Below are 19716 nucleotides of genomic sequence, written 5' to 3'. Positions count from 1 at the left end.
AGTTTATGATGTCGATAAAACATTTTAATGATAGAATGCTCTGTCATTGTTCACATATCAGACAATATCCAGTATGATATGAGGAGGTTTTACGACTAAATCATGGCTATTGGCCTCTTCCAAGGTTATTCTTTATTATCCGGCTTCATGAAAATGTTTTCATGATGCTGAACTCAGTTTATCCCGATTATAAAGGAGAGATGATGCATGACAGCTACCAAGGGTTTGGAAGGCATTGTAGCCACTACTTCCTCGATCAGCTCGATCGTTGATGGTGTTCTTACATATCGAGGCTATGATATTGATGACCTCGCAGAACATGCTATTTTTGAAGAAGTGGCTTATTTGCTTTGGTTCGGAAAACTTCCGAACGCACAGGAATTACAATCGTTGCAGCAAGATTTGAGCAACTTCGCAGCTATTCCGGATAAACTGATAGAACAAATCAAGCTGTATCCACAAGATGCGAATACGATGGCTGCTCTTCGGTCTGCTGTATCTGCCCTCGCATTGTATGACGAGTCCGCGGATGACATGAGTCGTGAAGCTAATGAGAAGAAAGCGATTAAGCTACAAGCTCAATTGCCTACCATCATTGCGGCTATTTCTCGTGTTCGTCAAGGCAAGGAGCCAATCGCTCCGAAGGCTGGCGTATCTATCGCCGAGAACTTCCTCTATATGCTGAGAGGCGAGCAACCGGATGAAACCTCGATTAAAGCTCTGGACCAGGCCCTGGTACTTCACGCAGATCATGAGCTCAATGCATCTACGTTTGCATCCCGTGTAACCGTGGCTACATTGTCCGATATTTACTCGGGGGTGACATCTGCTATTGGCGCTCTCAAAGGCCCACTTCACGGTGGCGCAAACGAAGCGGTTATGAAGATGCTGAACGAGGTGGGTACTCTTGATAAAGCGGAGTCCTATATTCAAGAGAAGCTGGACAATCGTGAGAAAATCATGGGGTTTGGACATCGGGTGTATAAGAACGGTGATCCACGTGCGAAGCATCTACAAAAAATGTCTCGTGAACTCGGACAAATGAAAGGCGACACTACCCTCTACGACATATCTGTCCTTATTGAAGAGACTGTGACAGGCCAGAAAGGTCTCAAGCCTAACGTAGACTTCTACTCAGCATCTGTTTATACACAACTTGGCATTGAGCATGAGTTGTTTACCCCTATTTTTGCAATTAGCCGTGTGTCCGGATGGACAGCACATATTCTTGAACAGTATGATGGCAACCGGATTATTCGTCCGCGTGCAGAGTATACTGGCTTGACGGATCAGCAATATGTACCAATCGATCTTCGCTAATTGACCCATGATCATGTACAATAGGGCAGAGAAGACGCTTGAGCGGTAAATGCCGTGCCGGCGGATTTCGATATGCCCTTTCCCCGTGTTTTTATATGGGAGATTTAGAGAAATCTATTAAATTTAAGGAGGAACTCATACTTATGAAACTTGAAAAATTTGCACTACCTACTGAAGGCGAAAAAATTACGATCGACAACGGCAAGCTGCAGGTGCCTAGCAACCCAATCATTCCTTTTATCGAGGGTGATGGAACAGGTCGCGACATCTGGAGTGCATCCAAACGTGTTCTTGATGCAGCTGTAGAGAAAGCTTACAGCGGTTCCAAGAGTATTGCTTGGTACGAAGTGTTTGCAGGGGAGAAAGCTTTTAATACATACGGAGAATGGCTTCCAAATGATACGCTTGAAGCTATTCGCGAGTATATCGTAGCAATCAAAGGTCCTCTTACAACGCCTATCGGCGGTGGTATCCGTTCCCTGAACGTGGCTCTTCGCCAAGAACTCGATCTTTACACTTGTCTGCGTCCTGTACGCTACTTTGACGGTGTACCTTCTCCGGTTAAACGTCCTGAGCTCGTAGACATGGTTATTTTCCGTGAGAATACAGAAGACATCTATGCGGGAATCGAGTACAAAGAAGGTTCCGAAGAAGTTAAGAAAATGATCAAGTTCCTTCAAGATGAAATGGGAGCTAACAAAATTCGCTTCCCTGAAACTTCCGGTATTGGTATTAAACCAGTATCTTCAGAAGGTTCGAAACGTCTTGTGCGTGCTGCTGTTGAATATGCAATCAAGCACGGTCGTAAGAGTGTGACGCTTGTTCATAAAGGTAACATTATGAAGTTTACAGAAGGTGCTTTCAAGAACTGGGGATACGAAGTTGCTGAGCAAGAGTTCGGTGATAAAGTGTTCACTTGGGCACAATACGATATCATCAAGGAAAAAGACGGCGTAGATGCTGCGAATGCAGCTCAAAAAGCAGCTGAAGATGCAGGTAAAATCATCGTTAAAGATGCAATTGCTGACATCGCTCTGCAGCAAGTCTTGACTCGTCCTACTGATTTTGATGTAATCGCAACTCTGAACTTGAACGGTGACTACCTGTCTGATGCTCTTGCAGCTCAAGTTGGCGGTATTGGTATCGCACCTGGCGCGAACATCAACTATGTAACAGGCCATGCTATCTTTGAAGCAACTCACGGAACAGCTCCGAAGTATGCTGATAAAGATGTAGTAAACCCTGGTTCCGTTATTTTGTCCGGCGTAATGCTTCTTGAGCACTTGGGCTGGCAGGAAGCGGCTGACCTGATCTACAAAGGTATGGAAACTTCTATTAACAATAAGACCGTTACGTATGACTTTGCACGTTTGATGGAAGGTGCAACTGAAGTTAAATGCTCCGAGTTCGCGAACGAAATTATCAAGAACATGTAAGGAGGACAATGCATCGTGGCGATTATTCGTAAAAAAATTACGGTAGTGGGTGCCGGCTTTACGGGAGCGACTACAGCGCTTATGATTGGGCAAAAAGAACTGGGTGATGTTGTACTACTCGATATTCCTCAACTCGACAACCCAACCAAAGGTAAGGCTCTTGATATGATGGAAGCTAGTCCAGTTCAAGGGTTTGATAGCAACATCGTAGGTACATCCAACTATGAGGATGCCGCTGATTCCGATGTGGTCATCATTACAGCTGGTGTTGCACGCAAGCCTGGTATGAGCCGCGATGATCTTGTTAATACCAATGCGGGAATTGTGAAGTCTGTATGTGAGAACATAAAGAAGTATGCTCCGAACTCGGTTGCTATCGTGCTGAGTAACCCAGTGGATGCGATGACTTATGTGGCTTACAATACCTTAGGTTTTCCTAAGAACCGTGTAATCGGCCAATCCGGCGTACTAGATACTGCACGTTACTGTACATTTATTGCGCAAGAACTGAATGTATCCGTTGAAGATGTACGTGGATTTGTTCTTGGTGGACACGGGGATGACATGGTTCCACTCGTTCGTTATTCTAGTGTGGGTGGTATTCCAATCGAAACACTGATTCCTGCTGATCGGATTCAGGAGATTGTACAACGCGCCCGCGTCGGTGGAGGCGAAATCGTGAATCTGCTTGGGAACGGCAGTGCTTATTATGCACCTGCTGCCTCCCTTGTCCAGATGACGGAAGCAATCTTGAAGGATAAGAAGCGTATCCTCCCAGTCATCGCACTTCTTGAAGGCGAGTACGGCTATAACAATCTGTTCATGGGCGTGCCTGTTATTCTGGGTGGAGATGGGATTGAGAAAGTATTCGAGCTGGATCTTTCCCCAGCTGAGAAGACTGCACTCGATAAATCAGCTGAATCGGTACGCAGCGTAACTTCTGTAGTGAAATTGTAATATCCCACCATATATTATGACGAATGAATGACAAAGCAATCCCGTTCCACAATTGAGGGGCGGGATTGCTTTTCTTTATATCGTTTGTTCAGTATAATATGGTAAGTGTAAAGGATATAACAAATATCACACTAATTTCGAATTGGAGGAATATAGCTATGTATGGTGTTTTTATGCTGCTACATATGATTGGTACAGCTGCTCTTGGTTTTTATTTAATTCTGCCGTTCATCGTAAGTGGTCTTCAAAAATTATCTTTAGGCGCTAAAGAAGGTGGAATCAACACCGTTCGTGTGGCTAATCGATTTGCACAATATGGCTTGGTCATTCAGCTCATCACGGGTGGTTATATGATGTCGAAGGGTGAGTATTCAGTAGCTTGGATGATTATCATTACTCTAATTCTTCTTGCCATGTTTGCTCTTGGAGGAATTATGGGTAAGCCACTGAAGAATGCACTTGCTGGCATTCGTGAGAAACGTGAAGTAGCTGCTGATATTGCTAAGCTTCGCACATTCAGTATCGTGCTTGCTATTCTCTTGCTTGTTATGATTTATTTCATGGTTTACCCGCTGTATAAATAAGCTTTCCCAGTAAAGACCGCTCTATCAATGGAGTGGTCTTTTTGTTATTGTATTCTCTTTTACGAACTCTCCTCCCAGAGAAGAGACGTTTAATTTTTATGTAATGTGGTAATTAACATATCGTAAGCTGTTGTGATTAATATGCCCGAGCCTAAAGCATCCTAATAGGGAAGAATAGCTATGATTGTGTAAACACTTTTACTGACCTGAAGGGAGAAATGCAATATGCCACAAGAAGGACAAAAACAAACGCTACCTCCACAACACCAAAATCATCGGCCTGGATCCGAAACGGAAATGAATCCACTTCCGAAGTATGAGTCCAGTCAGTACAAAGCTGCTGGTAAACTTGAAGGTAAGGTTGCCTTGATCACAGGTGGTGATAGTGGTATTGGTAGAGCTGTTGCCGTCACTTATGCTAAGGAGGGTGCAGATGTTTCAATCGTTTATCTAAGTGAACATAAAGATGCGGAAGAGACCAAGCGCCAAGTGGAGCAGGAGGGACGGAAATGTATACTCATAGCAGGAGATATCGGAGATGATACCTTTTGCACCGATGCTGTGAAACAGACGATCGAACAATTAGGGAAGCTGGATATTCTCGTGAATAATGCGGCTGAGCAGCATCCACAGAAGAAGATAGAGGATATTTCTAAAGATCAATTAGAACGAACATTCCGTACAAATATTCTAGGCATGTTCTATATGACACAAGCGGCAATGCCGCATTTGGGACAAGGTAGTGCGATTATCAATACAGCCTCAATTACTGCTTATCGCGGTAGTCCTAATCTGATTGATTATTCGGCTACAAAAGGAGCCATTGTATCCTTTACTCGCTCCCTATCCATGAATATTGTTGATAAAGGGATACGGGTTAACGGTGTAGCACCTGGACCCATATGGACTCCGCTCATTCCATCTACTTTTACAGAAGATGAAGTGAGTAAATTTGGTGCAAGTCAGCCGATGAAGCGCCCGGGACAACCTGAAGAGCTGGCACCGGCATATGTGTACTTGGCTTCTTCTGATTCATCTTACGTTAGTGGACAGATCATTCATATCAATGGTGGAGAAGTTATTAACGGGTAGTGCATGGATTACTCTATAATATGTGATATAACTAACCATAGAGCAAGAATGTAAGGCTTAGGAGACCCTATCTTATCTATAAATCTGATAAGATAGGGTCTTATCTTTGCCATAACTAAAGATTCAGCAATAGATGTGAGATTGAGAGTACTGTTTGCACATAGGACGGACAAGTATTTTGATAGATTGGTAAATTTAAAGTAAACCCTTTCACGCACTTTTTGGTATGATAGACCATAGGACAAATTATAAATATTTCAACATGGAGTTACATAACTGACTGTTCAGAAAAGAAAGGGGTAAGTAAACAAATATGAAGCATTTTGAAGAGAGTGTATACCGACTCATAGTGGAAACCTCGACGAACCTTCCGGGAGATGTGCGCAGGGCGGTTAAACGTGGACGTGATGCAGAGGATGCTGCTACCCGTGCCGGATTGGCACTCGCAACGATCGCGCAAAATATTGAAATGGCGGAGACTCAAGTTTCGCCGATCTGTCAGGATACAGGTATGCCGACTTTTGTTGTACATACTCCTGTAGGTGCGAACCAAATTCAAATGAAGAAGGATATTTACCAAGCGGTAATTCGAGCTACTAAAGACGGAAAGCTGCGCCCGAATTCTGTAGATTCGCTAACGGGTAAGAATAGCGGAGACAATCTAGGACCGGGCACACCAGTCATTCATTTTGAACAGTGGGAACAGGATACCATAGATGTTCGTCTGATATTAAAGGGCGGTGGATGTGAGAATAAGAATATCCAGTACAGTCTGCCTACAGAACTTGAGGGGCTGGGTAAAGCTGGCCGAGATCTGGATGGTATTCGTAAATGCATTATGCACTCTGTGTATCAGGCACAGGGGCAAGGTTGCAGTGCTGGTTTTATCGGGGTTGGCATCGGGGGAGATCGTACAACTGGCTATGAGCTCGCAAAACAGCAGTTGTTCCGACATATAGAAGATGTGAATCCAAATCCAGATCTGCAGAAACTTGAAGAGTACGTGTTGGATAATGCGAATAAGCTGGGTATCGGAACGATGGGGTTTGGTGGAGAGGTTACACTTCTCGGCTGCAAAGTCGGTGCAATGAATCGTCTGCCAGCTAGTTTCTTTGTTTCAGTTGCTTATAACTGCTGGGCGTTCCGTCGTCAGGGTGTTCTAATTGAAGCGGATAACGGAGAAATTCAGGAATGGCTGTATGAAACGGGGAACGGAATTCGAATGACGGATACGGAGACCGATGCGGTTACTGCTGCTACATCTGAGACAACTGTTATGGTTGAATCAGAGCGTGATGGTAAGGAAATTGTTCTTCAAACACCGATTAGTGAGGAACAGATTCGCAGCCTTCGTGTAGGAGATGTGGTTGTCATTCGAGGTGAGATGCACACAGGTAGAGATGCGTTACACAAACATTTAATGGATCACGATGCACCTCTGGATCTGAATGGCGCCGTCATTTATCATTGTGGTCCTGTGATGCTACAGGATGAAGATGGATGGCATGTAAAGGCAGCAGGGCCCACTACAAGTATTCGCGAGGAGCCATATCAAGGTGATATTTTAAAAAAATTCGGCATTCGCGCAGTCATTGGTAAAGGGGGAATGGGGCCTAAGACGCTCCAAGCTCTTCAAGAGCATGGTGGTGTGTACTTGAATGCCATTGGTGGTGCCGCACAGTATTATGCTGAGTGTATTAAAAATGTGAATGGCGTTGACTTTATGGAATTCGGAATCCCTGAGGCGATGTGGCATTTGGAAGTAGATGGATTTGCCGCGATTGTTACGATGGATTCACACGGCAACAGTCTGCATGCGGATGTGAGTAAAGATTCAGCAGCGAAACTTGAAATGTTCAAGGAGCCTGTATTTATATAACATAATCATAACGTGGGATTTGAATCCTTCGACTGATATAGTCGGAGGATTCTTTTTTTATGGACTTAGCGTTGCAGATTAATATAATGAGGTTTATGATAAACAACAAAACGAGATTTGAAGTCCGCAGGGGGATTATTGTGAAACGATTCGGCTTGTCATTTGCATCGTGGTTTGAGAAATATACATTTATTCTGATACCCGGTTCACTTGTGATAGGTTGGTTTTTGTCTGATCTGCTACTGCCATTCGTATCTTCAATTCCTTATTTGTTCGGTTATATTACCCTTGTGATGGCACTTGGTTGTGGTGTCTCTCATTTGCGTGCGGTAATGAAGCAACCCCTTCCAGTACTATGGACGTTACTTCTTGCTCATGCAGCTGCACCTTTACTAGCATACGGACTTGGGGCGGCGGTATTCGGATCTCAATCGGAATATACGACAGGACTTGTGCTGTTTACAATTATACCGCTTGGTGTATCCTCCGTACTTTGGGTTGGTAGTTCAGGTGGGAGTGTGCCTTTTATATTATCTGTTGTGGTGTTGGACACGCTTCTCAGTCCATTGATTGTACCTGCCCTTATGGAAATACTGCTGGGTAGGGACTCATTGTCTTTAGACATGAAGGCAATTATGGTAGATCTGCTTCAAATGGTTGTCCTTCCGACAGTTGTAGGGGTTCTGCTATACGAATTGTCAAAAGGAAGAGCTAAAGAGTGGTCGGCGCCTGTTGCTCAGCCCCTATCGAAAATTGCGTTCATGTTAGTCGTGATGCTGAACGCAGCTGCAATTGCGCCTCATGCAGCCAGTATGAAGCAAGAGATGGTCAGAATTGTACCAACCGTTATCTTACTCATATGCATATGTTATGCGTTAGGTTATTACGGCATTTATGTTCTTCCCAGCCGTAATCGGATGCAACAAGTTACACAGACTTATGCTTCAGGTATGCGGAATATATCACTTGGAATGGTACTTGCAACGGCTTATTTTTCACCTCAGGCATCGGTACCTGTTGTTCTGTCCATCATGTTCCAGCAACCGGTTGCCACGATTGTCCATGCTTTGTTCAGTAAGTTCAAATCAGAACATATTACATTTGTTAAAGGAAGAGATTGATGAAACCGTTTCGTAATCGATTAACGCTCATTATGATGACACTTATTGGATTATCCATGCTCGGTGCCGGTCTGGCTATGGCAAATGTATTTAAGAGTTCTCACATTGGTCTGCAGGAAGAAAATATGGGGCGTGAGATCAAATTGATCCAGGCAACGATGGAATTCCCTCCCCTAACGGGGGATCAGAAATTTTCGTATTATACAGAGAAATCACAGATGTTTGAAACATTGGCTGATGCGAGGGTTACATTCATCCAGAAGGATGGAACAGTCATCGGTGATTCCGAGAGTGATCCCACTTCTATGGATAATCATGCCCATCGCGAAGAGATGATGCAAGCGGAAACAGAAGGATTAGGACGTACAATACGTTACAGTAGCACGCTTGGAGAAGATATGATCTATGTTGCCGTTCCTGTAAAGCAAGGCAGCTTTGATGGGTATATCCGGCTTGCGATGAGCTTGAAAGAAGTGGATCAAGGTGTGCGGCAAGGCTGGACGGTTATGGGCGCTGGAATCATTGTTCTGTTTATTATTGCGGCATTTGTTAGTTACAGAGTTGCAGCAAGTCTTACCTCTCCGCTTGAGAAAATCACAAGTGTAGCCCGGCGGATTACGAGACAGGACTATGACGCCCGTGTTCAGCTTAATCGCCAAGATGAGATAGGACAGTTATCCTTAGCGATCAATGGGATGGCAGATAGTCTTCAAACTCAACTGAAAACAATAAGAGATAATGAAGATTTACTCCAAAGTGTGCTTAATAACATGACCGGCGGTATTCTAATGCTTAGTTATGATGGAAGCATTGTACTGGTAAACCGAGCAGCAGAGGAAATGCTGGGCGTGAAGGCAGAACATGTAACGGGTAAACCTTATAGAGAGTTGAGGCAGCATTACGAGTTGACTAAGCTCATTGAAGAGGGACTGGAGCATCGAACGAATTTTCGGGAAGAACGCAATTTGTACTACCCTGTTGAGTCCATTGTGCGAATGGACGGAGTAGCGATGGTACAAGATGATGGATCATATCGCGGAATGCTGTTCTTGATGCAGGATGTAACGGATATTAGGCGTTTGGAACGTATGCGCAGTGAATTTGTTGCTAACGTATCCCATGAGCTGAAGACTCCACTAGCAGCAGTGAAAGGTTTTGCAGAGACTTTACTTGGAGGCGTCGAGGATGAGAAGACATCAAGATCATTCTTGCAGATTATATATGATGAATCTGAGCGCTTGAACCGATTGATTCGTGATATTTTGGAGCTCTCTAAGATTGAATCCAAACGAATTGCGATGGAATACTCACCGATTCATTTATTCCCATTCTTTCAATCCCTGGTTGAGTTTATGCAGCCTGAAGCCAATAAGAAACGCATCAGCCTGCATATGGAAGTGCCGGAGGAGCTGTTCTTGGAGGGGGACGAGGATAAACTACGACAGATATTTACGAATCTTTTATCCAACGCCATCAACTATACACAGGAAGGTGGGAGAGTCCAGCTTATCGTTAGAGATATACATGTGAATGAACATGGTGATACGGTCCAGTTTATTGTGAAAGATTCGGGTCTGGGTATTCCTAAAAAAGACCTTCCACGGATTTTTGAACGGTTCTATCGTGTAAATAAGTCTCGGTCAAGAAGTTCAGGCGGTACGGGACTTGGTTTATCAATTGTAAAGCATCTAGTTGATTTGCATCACGGTACGATCAAAGTAGAAAGTGAGCTTGGACTTGGAAGTTCATTTATCATTGAGATGCCTTTATTACAGGAAAATGATTAATGAGGCGGGTATGATTTAACATAGAGATAACATTCCGTTGATATACTGGTACAAGTGTTATGAATAACGAATTTTAAAATAATGGATTTAAGGGCGGGGTTAACATGGCTCAACGTTTGCTTGTTATTGAGGACGAACCGACACTTTCACGGCTTCTATCATACAATTTGACACAAGAAGGCTTTGAAGTCACGGTAGAGGAGCATGGAACGGCTGGATATGACCGGGCATGTGAACATTCCTTTGACCTGATCTTACTAGACGTGATGCTTCCTGGAATGAATGGATTTTCAATTCTGGAAAAGCTGCGTCAACAAGGTGTAACGACTCCAATTATTATTTTAACGGCTAAAAATGCGGAGGAAGAAGTAGTACAAGGGCTCAAAATGGGAGCAGACGACTATATTACGAAGCCCTTTGGCGTATCTGAGCTATTGGCGAGAGTTACAGCTGTCATGCGGAGAGTATCCGGACATATAGAAGAAGTTAAAGAGACCGATAAGCATAGTAATGTGATCATATTAGGCCAACTCGAGATATATCCTGATAAATACGAGGTTCGATTGGGTGGACAGAATATTAATCTGCGGCCCAAGGAGTTTGAGGTATTGTTATATTTGGCAAGAAAGCCAGGGGTAGTTCTTACACGGGATGATCTTATGAATGTGGTATGGGGTTTTGACTATATTGGCGGTCAGCGTACAGTCGATGTTCATGTTAGTTCCCTTCGTAAGAAGCTTGAGCTTGATCCGGATTCAGTCTTTATTGATTCGATCCGTGGAGTAGGATATAAGCTGGTCGTGAACCCGAAAAAAAGCGCTCATCATTTAACATAAATGATGGGTGTTTTTTTGTTTGTATATTTTTGAAAGAAATAATTAATGTGTTTACATTCACTTTACATTCCCGTAACAGTACGATAATACTCGTTCGTTAAGATGCGTCTTAAGAACTAGATAAAGGAGTGGGGCTGCATGACGCTGCTTCAGCTTAGGACAGACGACACTTTAAATACGGTTAATGTAATGTGCACAGAGTTAACTCATCCCCAGACCAGCGAAATATCAGCGCGTCAATTATGCAGAACGGTTCCGATCATTGGGAAGGAAGAAACTTGTCGTGAAGTGATGGACAAGTTCAAGAGAGACGCTGAAGCTCCGTGTATTGTCTATTGCCAAGAGTCCGGAAAACCGGAGGGATTGATCATGCGAGAAGCATTTTACCGCCGGATGAGTGGCAGGTTCTTCAGAGAAATCTATGACCCAAGACCAGCTTCGTATATTACAAATATGAACCCTATGGCCGTGGATATTTCGGACTCGTTGTCACATCTTCTCCAGAAAGCACTACAGAGGCCGGAGTCGCAATTCTACGATTGTGTGCTTGTTCTGGAACAAGATCAGTTGCTTGGTGTTCTTACAGTAAAGGATTTATTGCAATTATCCACGATGATGCAGATCGAAGCGGAGAACAAGCGGGAGTATATTTTGGATGAGAGCAGTCGTCATACTCATGAGATTGAAGTGTCTTTAAGTCAAGTAGCTGAAAAAGCGAATTTAACACGCACCAAAAGTGAACGAATGCAGAAATGGTCACAGACGGGTAGAACGAACTTGCAACAAGTGAGTGAATCTTATAGCGGGCTTGTACGCGACATGGAAGAGCGAGCTAGTTTTGTTACAGAGCTTTTGAAGAATGCTCAGAATATTTCTTCCATGACAAAGCAGATCAGTGAGCTGGCTGATCATAGTAGTCTACTTGCTATTAATGCTTCGATTGAAGCTGCGCATGCCGGGGAGCATGGGCGGGGGTTTCAAGTCGTAGCTGGAGAAGTACAGAATTTATCCAAGCAGACCAGAAGTTTGGCCACAGATATTTCTAGTCTTCTCACATACATTCAACATCTTGTACAAGAAACAGCCACGGCTACTGATCATAATCTGAGCGAAATTCGTGCCTGTGAGCGTATTGTTGCTGAAGGCGGGAGAATGTTCACTCAGATGGAAGAAGTCGTTTTGGAAGTTAAGGACGCTGGGAGCCAGGCTTATGATATGGCTGAGAAAGCAGCAATCCAGGTAAAGCGTGTAAGGGAAGAATTAGCGGGCATGAACGAAAGTACTACTTATGATTCTAATACTGAACCTATGAGTCTACTAAATTATTAATGATTTTACACAGAGTTTACAATTCTCGATAACTGAAATTACATTCGGGGATTAAGATTGAAAATGTAAGCGAAAGATACTACAAGAGACCAGATTTTAAGGAGTGGATAGGTTTGTTTAGAAACAGGGGTCGTAAAAGCGCAGGAATTCTCGTATTGATCATGATGCTTAGCACGGTGCTCGCAGCTTGTGGAGGCGGAGAAAAGAAAACAGAAGGCGAGAATGGCTCATCAACTGCACTCTCCGGAACGATTGAAATTGATGGTTCAAGTACGGTTCATCCGATGACAGAAGCTATCGCTGAAGAGTTTGGTGCAGAGAATAAAGATGTACGCGTTCCGATCGGAACAGGTGGAACGGGCGCAGGCTTTAAACGTTTCTTGAATGGTGAAATTGCAATCACCAACGCATCCCGTCCTATCAAAGATAAAGAAGCGGCGGAAGCGAAAGAAAAAGGCATTGAATACCACGAAGTTACGGTAGCATATGACGGTCTTGCCGTTGTGGTTAACCCTGAGAACGACTTTATCGATAAACTTACAATTGATGAACTCAAGAAAATATATGAACCAGACAGTAAAGTAAAGACATGGGCTGATGTACGCGATGGATGGCCTGCTGAAGAAATTAAAATTTACTCTCCAGGTACAGATCACGGTACATTCGATTACTTCACTGAAGTCATTAACGGTGAAGCTCAAGTGAGCCGTAATGACAGCCAAATTACATTTAGTGCTGACACGAATGCAATTGTGCAAGGTGTAGCAGGTGATAAACAATCTATTGGTTACTTCGGTTTCTCATTCTACGAAGAGAACAAAGATAAGTTGAAATTGATTCCAATTGATAATGGAACAGCTACAGTAACAGCAAGTGCTGAGACCATTAAAGACAACAGTTACGCTCCATTGTCCCGTCCATTGTATGTCTATGTAAGTGACAAGGAGTTAGAGCGTCCTGAAGTAAAAGCTTTCATGGATTTCTACCTGAGTAATGCTGGTGCACTGGCAAGTGAAGTCGGCTTCGTAGCTCTTCCAGATGAAGAGTACCAGAAAGAAAAAGATAAATTGGCTCAATAAGTCACAGGGCATCCCTAGTGATGATATAGAAAGGGAAGAGGAGAATGAATAAAACATCATCCGTGGTGGAAAGTTCCGGAAAGATGACATTTCGCAGAGGCAAAACGCGCCTATCTGATAAAATCATCCCGATTTTTCTAGGATTGTGCGCGGTGCTATCGGTCTTCACCACCATTGGTATTGTGTACACACTTCTACAGGAATCCATCATTTTCTTCAAGGAAGTACCGGTCTGGTCCTTCTTGACAGGAACGGTATGGAGCCCTATTCTCTCCCCAAAAGAATTCGGCGTGCTGCCCCTACTGGGCGGCACATTGCTGATTACAGGCATTGCGATTTTATTCGCAGTGCCTATCGGCTTGGCATCCGCTATTTATTTGAATGAATATGCGCCTGCCCGAGTTCGGGGAGTTGTGAAACCCATACTTGAGATTCTAGCTGGTGTACCAACGATTGTGTATGGATATTTTGCGCTAGAGACCGTTACACCCATACTACAAAAGATTTTTCCGGATATGGGTATTTTCAACGCACTCAGTGCAGGTATTGTTGTAGGGATTATGGTGCTGCCTATGATTTCGTCACTTAGCGAGGATGCGATGCGCGCTGTTCCGAAGAGTCTGAGACATGGAGCTTATGCGCTTGGTGCAACTCGTTTTGAGGTGGCACTTAAGATTGTGCTCCCAGCAGCAATGTCGGGTGTTGTTTCCTCATTCGTGTTAGCTTTCTCACGTGCCATCGGTGAGACGATGATTGTTACGGTTGCTGCAGGGGCTACGCCACAATTGACGGCTAATCCGCTGAATAGCATTCAGACGATGACCTCTTATATTGTTCAAGTCAGTAATGGAGACGTTCCGCGGGGAACGGTTGAATATGGGACGATTTTTGCCGTAGGTCTGACACTCTTTGTGATTACCTTTTTACTTAACATCTTGGCGCAGTGGGTTGCTCGCCGCTTCAGGGAGGAATACTAGATGGAATCTATGAATCTGGGCGAAACCAAAGGGATTACTAGAAGACGCCGTGGCGACCGCATCTTGCATCTTGTTTTTCTAATCTGTACAAGTATCGGTATTGTAGCTTTAATGGCTTTAATTGTGTCGATCCTCGCGGATGGTCTTCACAGACTATCACCGGAAATTTTTACGAATTATCCTTCGCGTGTGGCCGAACGAGCAGGAATGAAGTCTCCGATTGTAGGTACGATTTATCTGTTGCTGCTCATGGCGCCTTTGTCATTCATTCTGGGTGTGGGGGCCGCGATCTTCCTGGAGGAATACGCAGGGAAAAACCGCTGGGTGCGTCTAATTCAGCTAAATATTAGTACACTCGCAGGTGTTCCTTCTATTATATATGGTATTCTTGGACTCGCGATTTTTGTACGGGGGATGGGTCTTGGACGAAGCCTGTTGTCCGGTGTATTAACCATGACGTTGCTCGTTCTTCCCATTATTATTGTATCTGCACAAGAGGCACTTCGTGCTGTTCCGAAAAACCGAAGAGATGCATCTTACGCACTTGGGGCTACAAAATGGCAAACCGTTGCGAAGTCGGTACTGCCTTCCGCGATGCCGGGGATTATGACAGGGGTTATTCTTGCACTGTCCCGTGCGATCGGTGAAACAGCACCACTGATTATGATTGGTGCCCTTACCTATGTTGCCTTTTTACCAGAAAATCTACTGGATTCATTCACAGTCATGCCGATTCAAATATTCAACTGGGTATCAAGACCAAGTGAGGAATTCCATGATCTAGCTGCATCAGGTATCATCCTGTTACTAATTATGTTGTTCCTTATGAACCTGGCTGCCATTTGGCTGCGGAACAAATATCAGAAGAACACCTAAGACTTGAGACAAATCAGCCATATCCATATCGTGAATGTTCAGAAGAAGGAGACATGATTATTCTATGGAACCTATTATTCATATTGAGAAATTAAACTTATATTATGAAGCGTATCATGCACTTAAAAATGTTGATCTTGATATTCCTGAGAAGACAGTAACGGCATTTATCGGACCATCCGGCTGTGGTAAATCAACATTGCTTCGTACGCTAAACCGGATGAATGACATGATCCCAGGTACTCGAATTGAAGGCAGTGTGCAGATCGGGGGCACGGAGATCTACAGTGAGGAGGTCCATGTTGAGGCCTTGCGTAAACAGGTCGGCATGGTGTTCCAGCAACCCAATCCATTTCCTAAATCGATATATGACAATATCGCTTACGGACCAAGGCTTCATGGAATTCGTAATAAATCAGAACTAGATGGAATCGTTGAACAAAGTCTGAAGCAGGCAGCACTCTGGGGCGAAGTGAAAGATTACTTGAAGCGCTCAGCATTTAGTCTGTCCGGGGGACAACAGCAGCGTTTGTGCATTGCACGCGCCCTTGCGGTTCAGCCTGATATTCTTCTGATGGATGAAGCAACTTCAGCACTAGACCCGATCTCGACACTTAAAATTGAGGAATTAGTTCAAGAGTTGAAAAGTAAATATACGATTGTAATGGTCACTCATAACATGCATCAAGCTGCGCGTATTTCTGGGCGCACGGTATTTTTCCTGAACGGTGAAGTGATCGAATCTGCGGATACGGATGTATTGTTCTCAACACCATCTGATGCGCGTACCGAGGATTATATTTCTGGTCGATTTGGCTAAGGAAACGTTAAAGATGAATGGGAGGGGCATGATAATATGATCCGAAGAATTGAGTTTGATCAACAGCTCGATGAACTGAAAACATTACTTCAGGATATGAGCAGGCATACTGAGGAGGCACTTGTAGCAGCTGTATCATCACTACAAACATTGGACACGGATAAAGCTCAGAACGTGGTTAAGCTCGATGCGCAGCTGAATGCGATGGAAGAGCAAATTATGGACATCGGTTCTCGTCTTATTGTAACGCAGCAACCTGTAGCGAAGGATCTCCGCCGTATTCTTGTTGCATTTCGGATTGCAAGTGACCTGGAGCGAATGGGTGATCTGGCGCGTGACGTTGCCAAGGTTACGATTAGATTGCAAGGTCAGACGCTGATTAAACCGCTTGTGGATATCCCACGTATGGCGGAAATCGTGCGAGCTATGATCGCGGAATCCATTGAATCGTATTTGACGGAGAATACGGATCTGGCTTACAAAATGGCACAGGATGACGATCAGGTGGATCACCTTTACAGTGTTATCCTTCATGATCTGTTCTCACACCTGACGGGTGACCCGGAATCTGCGAACCAAGCGATGCTGCTCGTAATGGTAGGGCGCTATATCGAACGGATTGCGGATCATGCAACAAACATAGGAGAGAGCACAGTATACTTGGTAACAGGTCATCGACCCGATCTGAACCAATAATAACGACTGAATCATAGTCAAAGAACGTCCGGCGAAAGCCGGCGTTTTTTTTGTAGGGATAGACAAGGAATATAGAGTGAATCATGGGTTTATCCTATAAATATACAGGGTATTGTCCCCTGGTCTTCGGTTTTGAGGGGAACCTATGTTATCATGTGGGAAGGAAGTTATAAAGGGGTAGGTGCCTGAATGGACAAGTTGATTGTGATTGATGGTAACAACATTATTTATCGTGCGTTTTTTGCGATGCCTCCACTTACGAATGCAAGTGGGCAACAGACGAACGCTGTCTATGGATTTACTACGATGCTGCTCCGTCTTATTGACGAGCATAAGCCTACACATATGATGGTTGCTTTTGATGCAGGAAAAGAGACATTTCGTCATGCAGATTTTCAAGATTATAAAGGGAAGCGGGAGAAAACGCCGCCAGAGCTTTCTGGACAGTTTCCTCTATTGAAAGAGCTTTTACAAGGATTAGGAGTACCTCAGTTCGAGATCAAAGGTTATGAAGCGGATGATATTATCGGTACGATTACAAGATTGGCTGATGAAGAGGGCCGTAAAGTTATGGTTGTATCCGGAGATAAGGATATGCTCCAACTAGCCTCTGATCATGTGGAGATTGCGATGGTCCGTAAAGGGGTTACCGAGATCGAATCATATGGTCCTGCACAAATACAGGAGCGTTATGGTCTAACACCAGAGCAAATTATTGATTTGAAGGGCTTAATGGGCGATGCTTCCGATAACATTCCTGGCGTACCGGGGGTTGGTGAGAAGACTGCTCTTAAACTGCTCCATGAATTCGGGTCTGTTGAACAGGTCTTGGAGCGTTCGAGTGAGCTTAAAGGTAAAATGAAAGAAAAAATTGAGACTAACGCAGAATCCGCTATTCTTAGTAAAAAGCTCGCGACGATTTTCCGTGAGGTTCCTTTGGAACAATCATGGGAAGATATGAAATTTGATGGTCTAAATCAGGAAACGGCGGGTCCGGCGCTCGCGAAACTAGAGTTTAAATCCTTATTAGAACGTCTTAAGCTAGATGCGGGCGGTACTGGGTCTTCTGAACAGGATCACCCACAAGTCGAAGTTGAAGTAGTCACGGTAGATGTGGACTTACTACCCGAAGTATCTGAGTCTCTTAAACAGGTGCAATTTATGCATGTGGAGACACATGGGGATAATCCGCACCATGCGAGTGTGACGGGACTCGTACTTGCAGTGGAAACACTCTATTATTATATTCCGTTCGAGGTACTTAAGGATCCAGCAGCAGAACCGATTCGGAACTGGCTGGCAGATAGTAATGTGCCCAAGCGCGGATACGATCTTCACCGGATCGACTTGGCCCTGCACTGGCAAGGAATTGCATTTGCGGGTGCATCTTTTGATGTTCACTTGGCTGCTTATTTACTTGATCCAACGGATAACAATCAGACCCTTAGCGGTCTAGCAGCGAAATATGGTCTCTCATTCCTTACTTCGGATGACGATATATTTGGTAAGGGAGCGAAGTATAAAATACCAGATGAAGAGATACTCAGCAAACATCTGGCGCGAAAATGTGAAGCCGTAGCCCAGATCATTCCTCGGCAGGAGCAGGAACTGAAAGATAACGAGATGCTTCCACTTTTCTACGATCTGGAGATGCCGCTATCCCGCATTCTAGCCGATATGGAGAAACAGGGAATTGCGGTCAATGTGGATGCTCTGAAGCAGCTTGGAAAAGAATTTGAAGAACAGATCAAAACGCTTGTTGAGAAAATATATGAAATTGCTGGAACAGAATTCAATTTGAATTCTCCCAAACAGCTGGGTGAAATCCTATTCGTGAAGCTTGAGCTTCCTGTTGTTAAGAAGACGAAGACAGGATACTCCACAGATGCAGAAGTGCTTGAAAAGCTCGCACCGTATCATGAGATCGTCCAGCATATTCTTCAATATCGAACGCTTGCAAAGCTGCAGTCTACCTATGTGGAAGGGCTTCTGAAGGAGATTTCGAGCGAAACGGGGAAAGTTCATACGTACTACCGTCAGACGATTGCGGCAACAGGCCGACTGAGCAGTCAGTATCCGAACCTGCAGAATATTCCGATTAGGCTGGAAGAGGGCCGTAAGCTTCGTAAGGTGTTCGTGCCTTCTGAGCCGGGATGGTCAATTCTCGCAGCGGACTATTCCCAGATTGAGCTTCGGGTTCTAGCACATATTTCTGATGACGACCGTCTGAAAGAAGCTTTTCTGCATGATATGGATATTCATACGAAGACTGCGATGGATGTATTCGGTGTAAGTGAGGAAGAAGTGGATTCCAACATGCGCCGTTCTGCAAAAGCTGTTAACTTCGGTATCGTGTATGGAATTAGTGACTACGGTTTATCCCAGAACTTGAATATTACGCGTAAAGAAGCTGCTAAGTTTATCGATCAGTATTTTGAAGTATACCAAGGTGTGCGCCGTTATATGGATGAGATTGTGAAACAAGCGAAACAGGATGGTTATGTCAAAACACTGCTAGAGCGTAGACGTTATTTGCCTGAGATCAATGCAAGCAACTTTAATCTCAGATCATTCGCTGAGCGGACCGCTATGAATACACCAATCCAAGGTACTGCAGCAGATGTTATTAAATTGGCTATGGTTCATATGGATGCAGCGCTGCATGAGCGTCAGTTGAAGAGCCGCATGCTACTGCAGGTACATGATGAATTGGTATTCGAAGTTCCGGAAGATGAGATGGAAACGATGAAGGCACTCGTGCCAGATGTGATGAGTAAGGCGCTCAAGCTAGCCGTTCCATTAAAAGCGGAAGTAAGCTATGGTGAGAATTGGTACGAGGCGAAGTAAAGGGTGCGGGAAGGCTTTTTCCATAAAACCTTGATGGCGACTGACGCTTCGCATCCGTTATAATGGGATAGAGGTGAAGA

General features: G+C 44.3%; 16 protein-coding genes. All 16 read left to right on the top strand.

Annotated features, from left to right (window positions below; all coding sequences use genetic code 11):
- Positions 1-207 precede the first annotated feature (207 nt).
- The 16 genes from citZ (at position 208) to polA (ending at position 19636) form a co-directional block, all read left to right on the top strand.
- Positions 208-1320, top strand: a complete 1113-nt coding sequence (gene citZ / locus AC3WJJ_RS12405) for a citrate synthase (protein WP_492540947.1) — start codon at positions 208-210, stop codon at positions 1318-1320.
- A gap of 143 nt (positions 1321-1463) precedes the next feature.
- Positions 1464-2756: an NADP-dependent isocitrate dehydrogenase gene (gene icd, locus AC3WJJ_RS12400; RefSeq protein WP_492540946.1), complete on the top strand. Its 1293-nt coding sequence runs from the start codon at positions 1464-1466 to the stop codon at positions 2754-2756.
- A gap of 15 nt (positions 2757-2771) precedes the next feature.
- Positions 2772-3713 carry a malate dehydrogenase gene (mdh, locus tag AC3WJJ_RS12395; RefSeq protein ID WP_492540944.1) on the top strand — a complete coding sequence of 314 codons (942 nt, stop codon included), beginning with the start codon at positions 2772-2774 and terminating at the stop codon, positions 3711-3713.
- Between the two features lie 158 nt (positions 3714-3871).
- Entirely contained in the window at positions 3872-4297 is a 426-nt protein-coding gene (locus AC3WJJ_RS12390) for a hypothetical protein (protein WP_492540943.1), read from the top strand.
- A 225-nt stretch (positions 4298-4522) separates the two neighbouring features.
- Positions 4523-5389 (top strand): SDR family oxidoreductase, encoded by an 867-nt coding sequence (locus tag AC3WJJ_RS12385; protein WP_492540941.1) that lies wholly within the window; start codon positions 4523-4525, stop codon positions 5387-5389.
- Positions 5390-5702: 313 nt separating this feature from the next.
- On the top strand, positions 5703-7268 hold the full coding sequence (locus tag AC3WJJ_RS12380) for a fumarate hydratase (protein ID WP_492540939.1): 1566 nt from the start codon (positions 5703-5705) through the stop codon (positions 7266-7268).
- Positions 7269-7408: 140 nt separating this feature from the next.
- The gene (locus tag AC3WJJ_RS12375; protein ID WP_492540937.1) at positions 7409-8389 is read left to right on the top strand and encodes a bile acid:sodium symporter family protein; all 981 of its coding nucleotides are present in this window, start codon (positions 7409-7411) and stop codon (positions 8387-8389) included.
- Positions 8389-10176 carry a two-component system histidine kinase PnpS gene (gene pnpS, locus AC3WJJ_RS12370; RefSeq protein ID WP_492540935.1) on the top strand — a complete coding sequence of 596 codons (1788 nt, stop codon included), beginning with the start codon at positions 8389-8391 and terminating at the stop codon, positions 10174-10176. The genes AC3WJJ_RS12375 and pnpS overlap by 1 nt, the downstream gene beginning before the upstream one ends.
- Before the next feature lie 104 nt (positions 10177-10280).
- The gene (locus AC3WJJ_RS12365) at positions 10281-11012 is read left to right on the top strand and encodes a response regulator transcription factor (protein ID WP_492540933.1); all 732 of its coding nucleotides are present in this window, start codon (positions 10281-10283) and stop codon (positions 11010-11012) included.
- A 138-nt stretch (positions 11013-11150) separates the two neighbouring features.
- Entirely contained in the window at positions 11151-12341 is a 1191-nt protein-coding gene (locus tag AC3WJJ_RS12360) for a methyl-accepting chemotaxis protein (RefSeq protein WP_492540931.1), read from the top strand.
- Between the two features lie 113 nt (positions 12342-12454).
- Positions 12455-13420 (top strand): PstS family phosphate ABC transporter substrate-binding protein, encoded by a 966-nt coding sequence (locus AC3WJJ_RS12355; RefSeq protein ID WP_492540929.1) that lies wholly within the window; start codon positions 12455-12457, stop codon positions 13418-13420.
- A gap of 44 nt (positions 13421-13464) precedes the next feature.
- A complete protein-coding gene (gene pstC, locus AC3WJJ_RS12350; RefSeq protein ID WP_492540927.1) occupies positions 13465-14397 on the top strand; it encodes a phosphate ABC transporter permease subunit PstC in 933 nt (310 codons plus the stop codon).
- Positions 14398-15273: a phosphate ABC transporter permease PstA gene (pstA, locus tag AC3WJJ_RS12345; RefSeq protein ID WP_422657810.1), complete on the top strand. Its 876-nt coding sequence runs from the start codon at positions 14398-14400 to the stop codon at positions 15271-15273.
- A 64-nt stretch (positions 15274-15337) separates the two neighbouring features.
- On the top strand, positions 15338-16093 hold the full coding sequence (gene pstB, locus AC3WJJ_RS12340; RefSeq protein ID WP_422657809.1) for a phosphate ABC transporter ATP-binding protein PstB: 756 nt from the start codon (positions 15338-15340) through the stop codon (positions 16091-16093).
- Positions 16094-16129: 36 nt separating this feature from the next.
- Positions 16130-16789, top strand: coding sequence for a phosphate signaling complex protein PhoU (gene phoU / locus AC3WJJ_RS12335; RefSeq protein WP_492540924.1), 660 nt, complete (start codon positions 16130-16132; stop codon positions 16787-16789).
- A gap of 189 nt (positions 16790-16978) precedes the next feature.
- The gene (gene polA, locus AC3WJJ_RS12330) at positions 16979-19636 is read left to right on the top strand and encodes a DNA polymerase I (protein WP_492540922.1); all 2658 of its coding nucleotides are present in this window, start codon (positions 16979-16981) and stop codon (positions 19634-19636) included.
- Positions 19637-19716: the final 80 nt, after the last annotated feature.

The organism is Paenibacillus sp. FW507-14B1B (assembly GCF_058781425.1).
The sequence above is the reverse complement of the archived record's forward strand: the minus strand, read 5'-3'. Positions and strand labels throughout refer to the sequence as shown.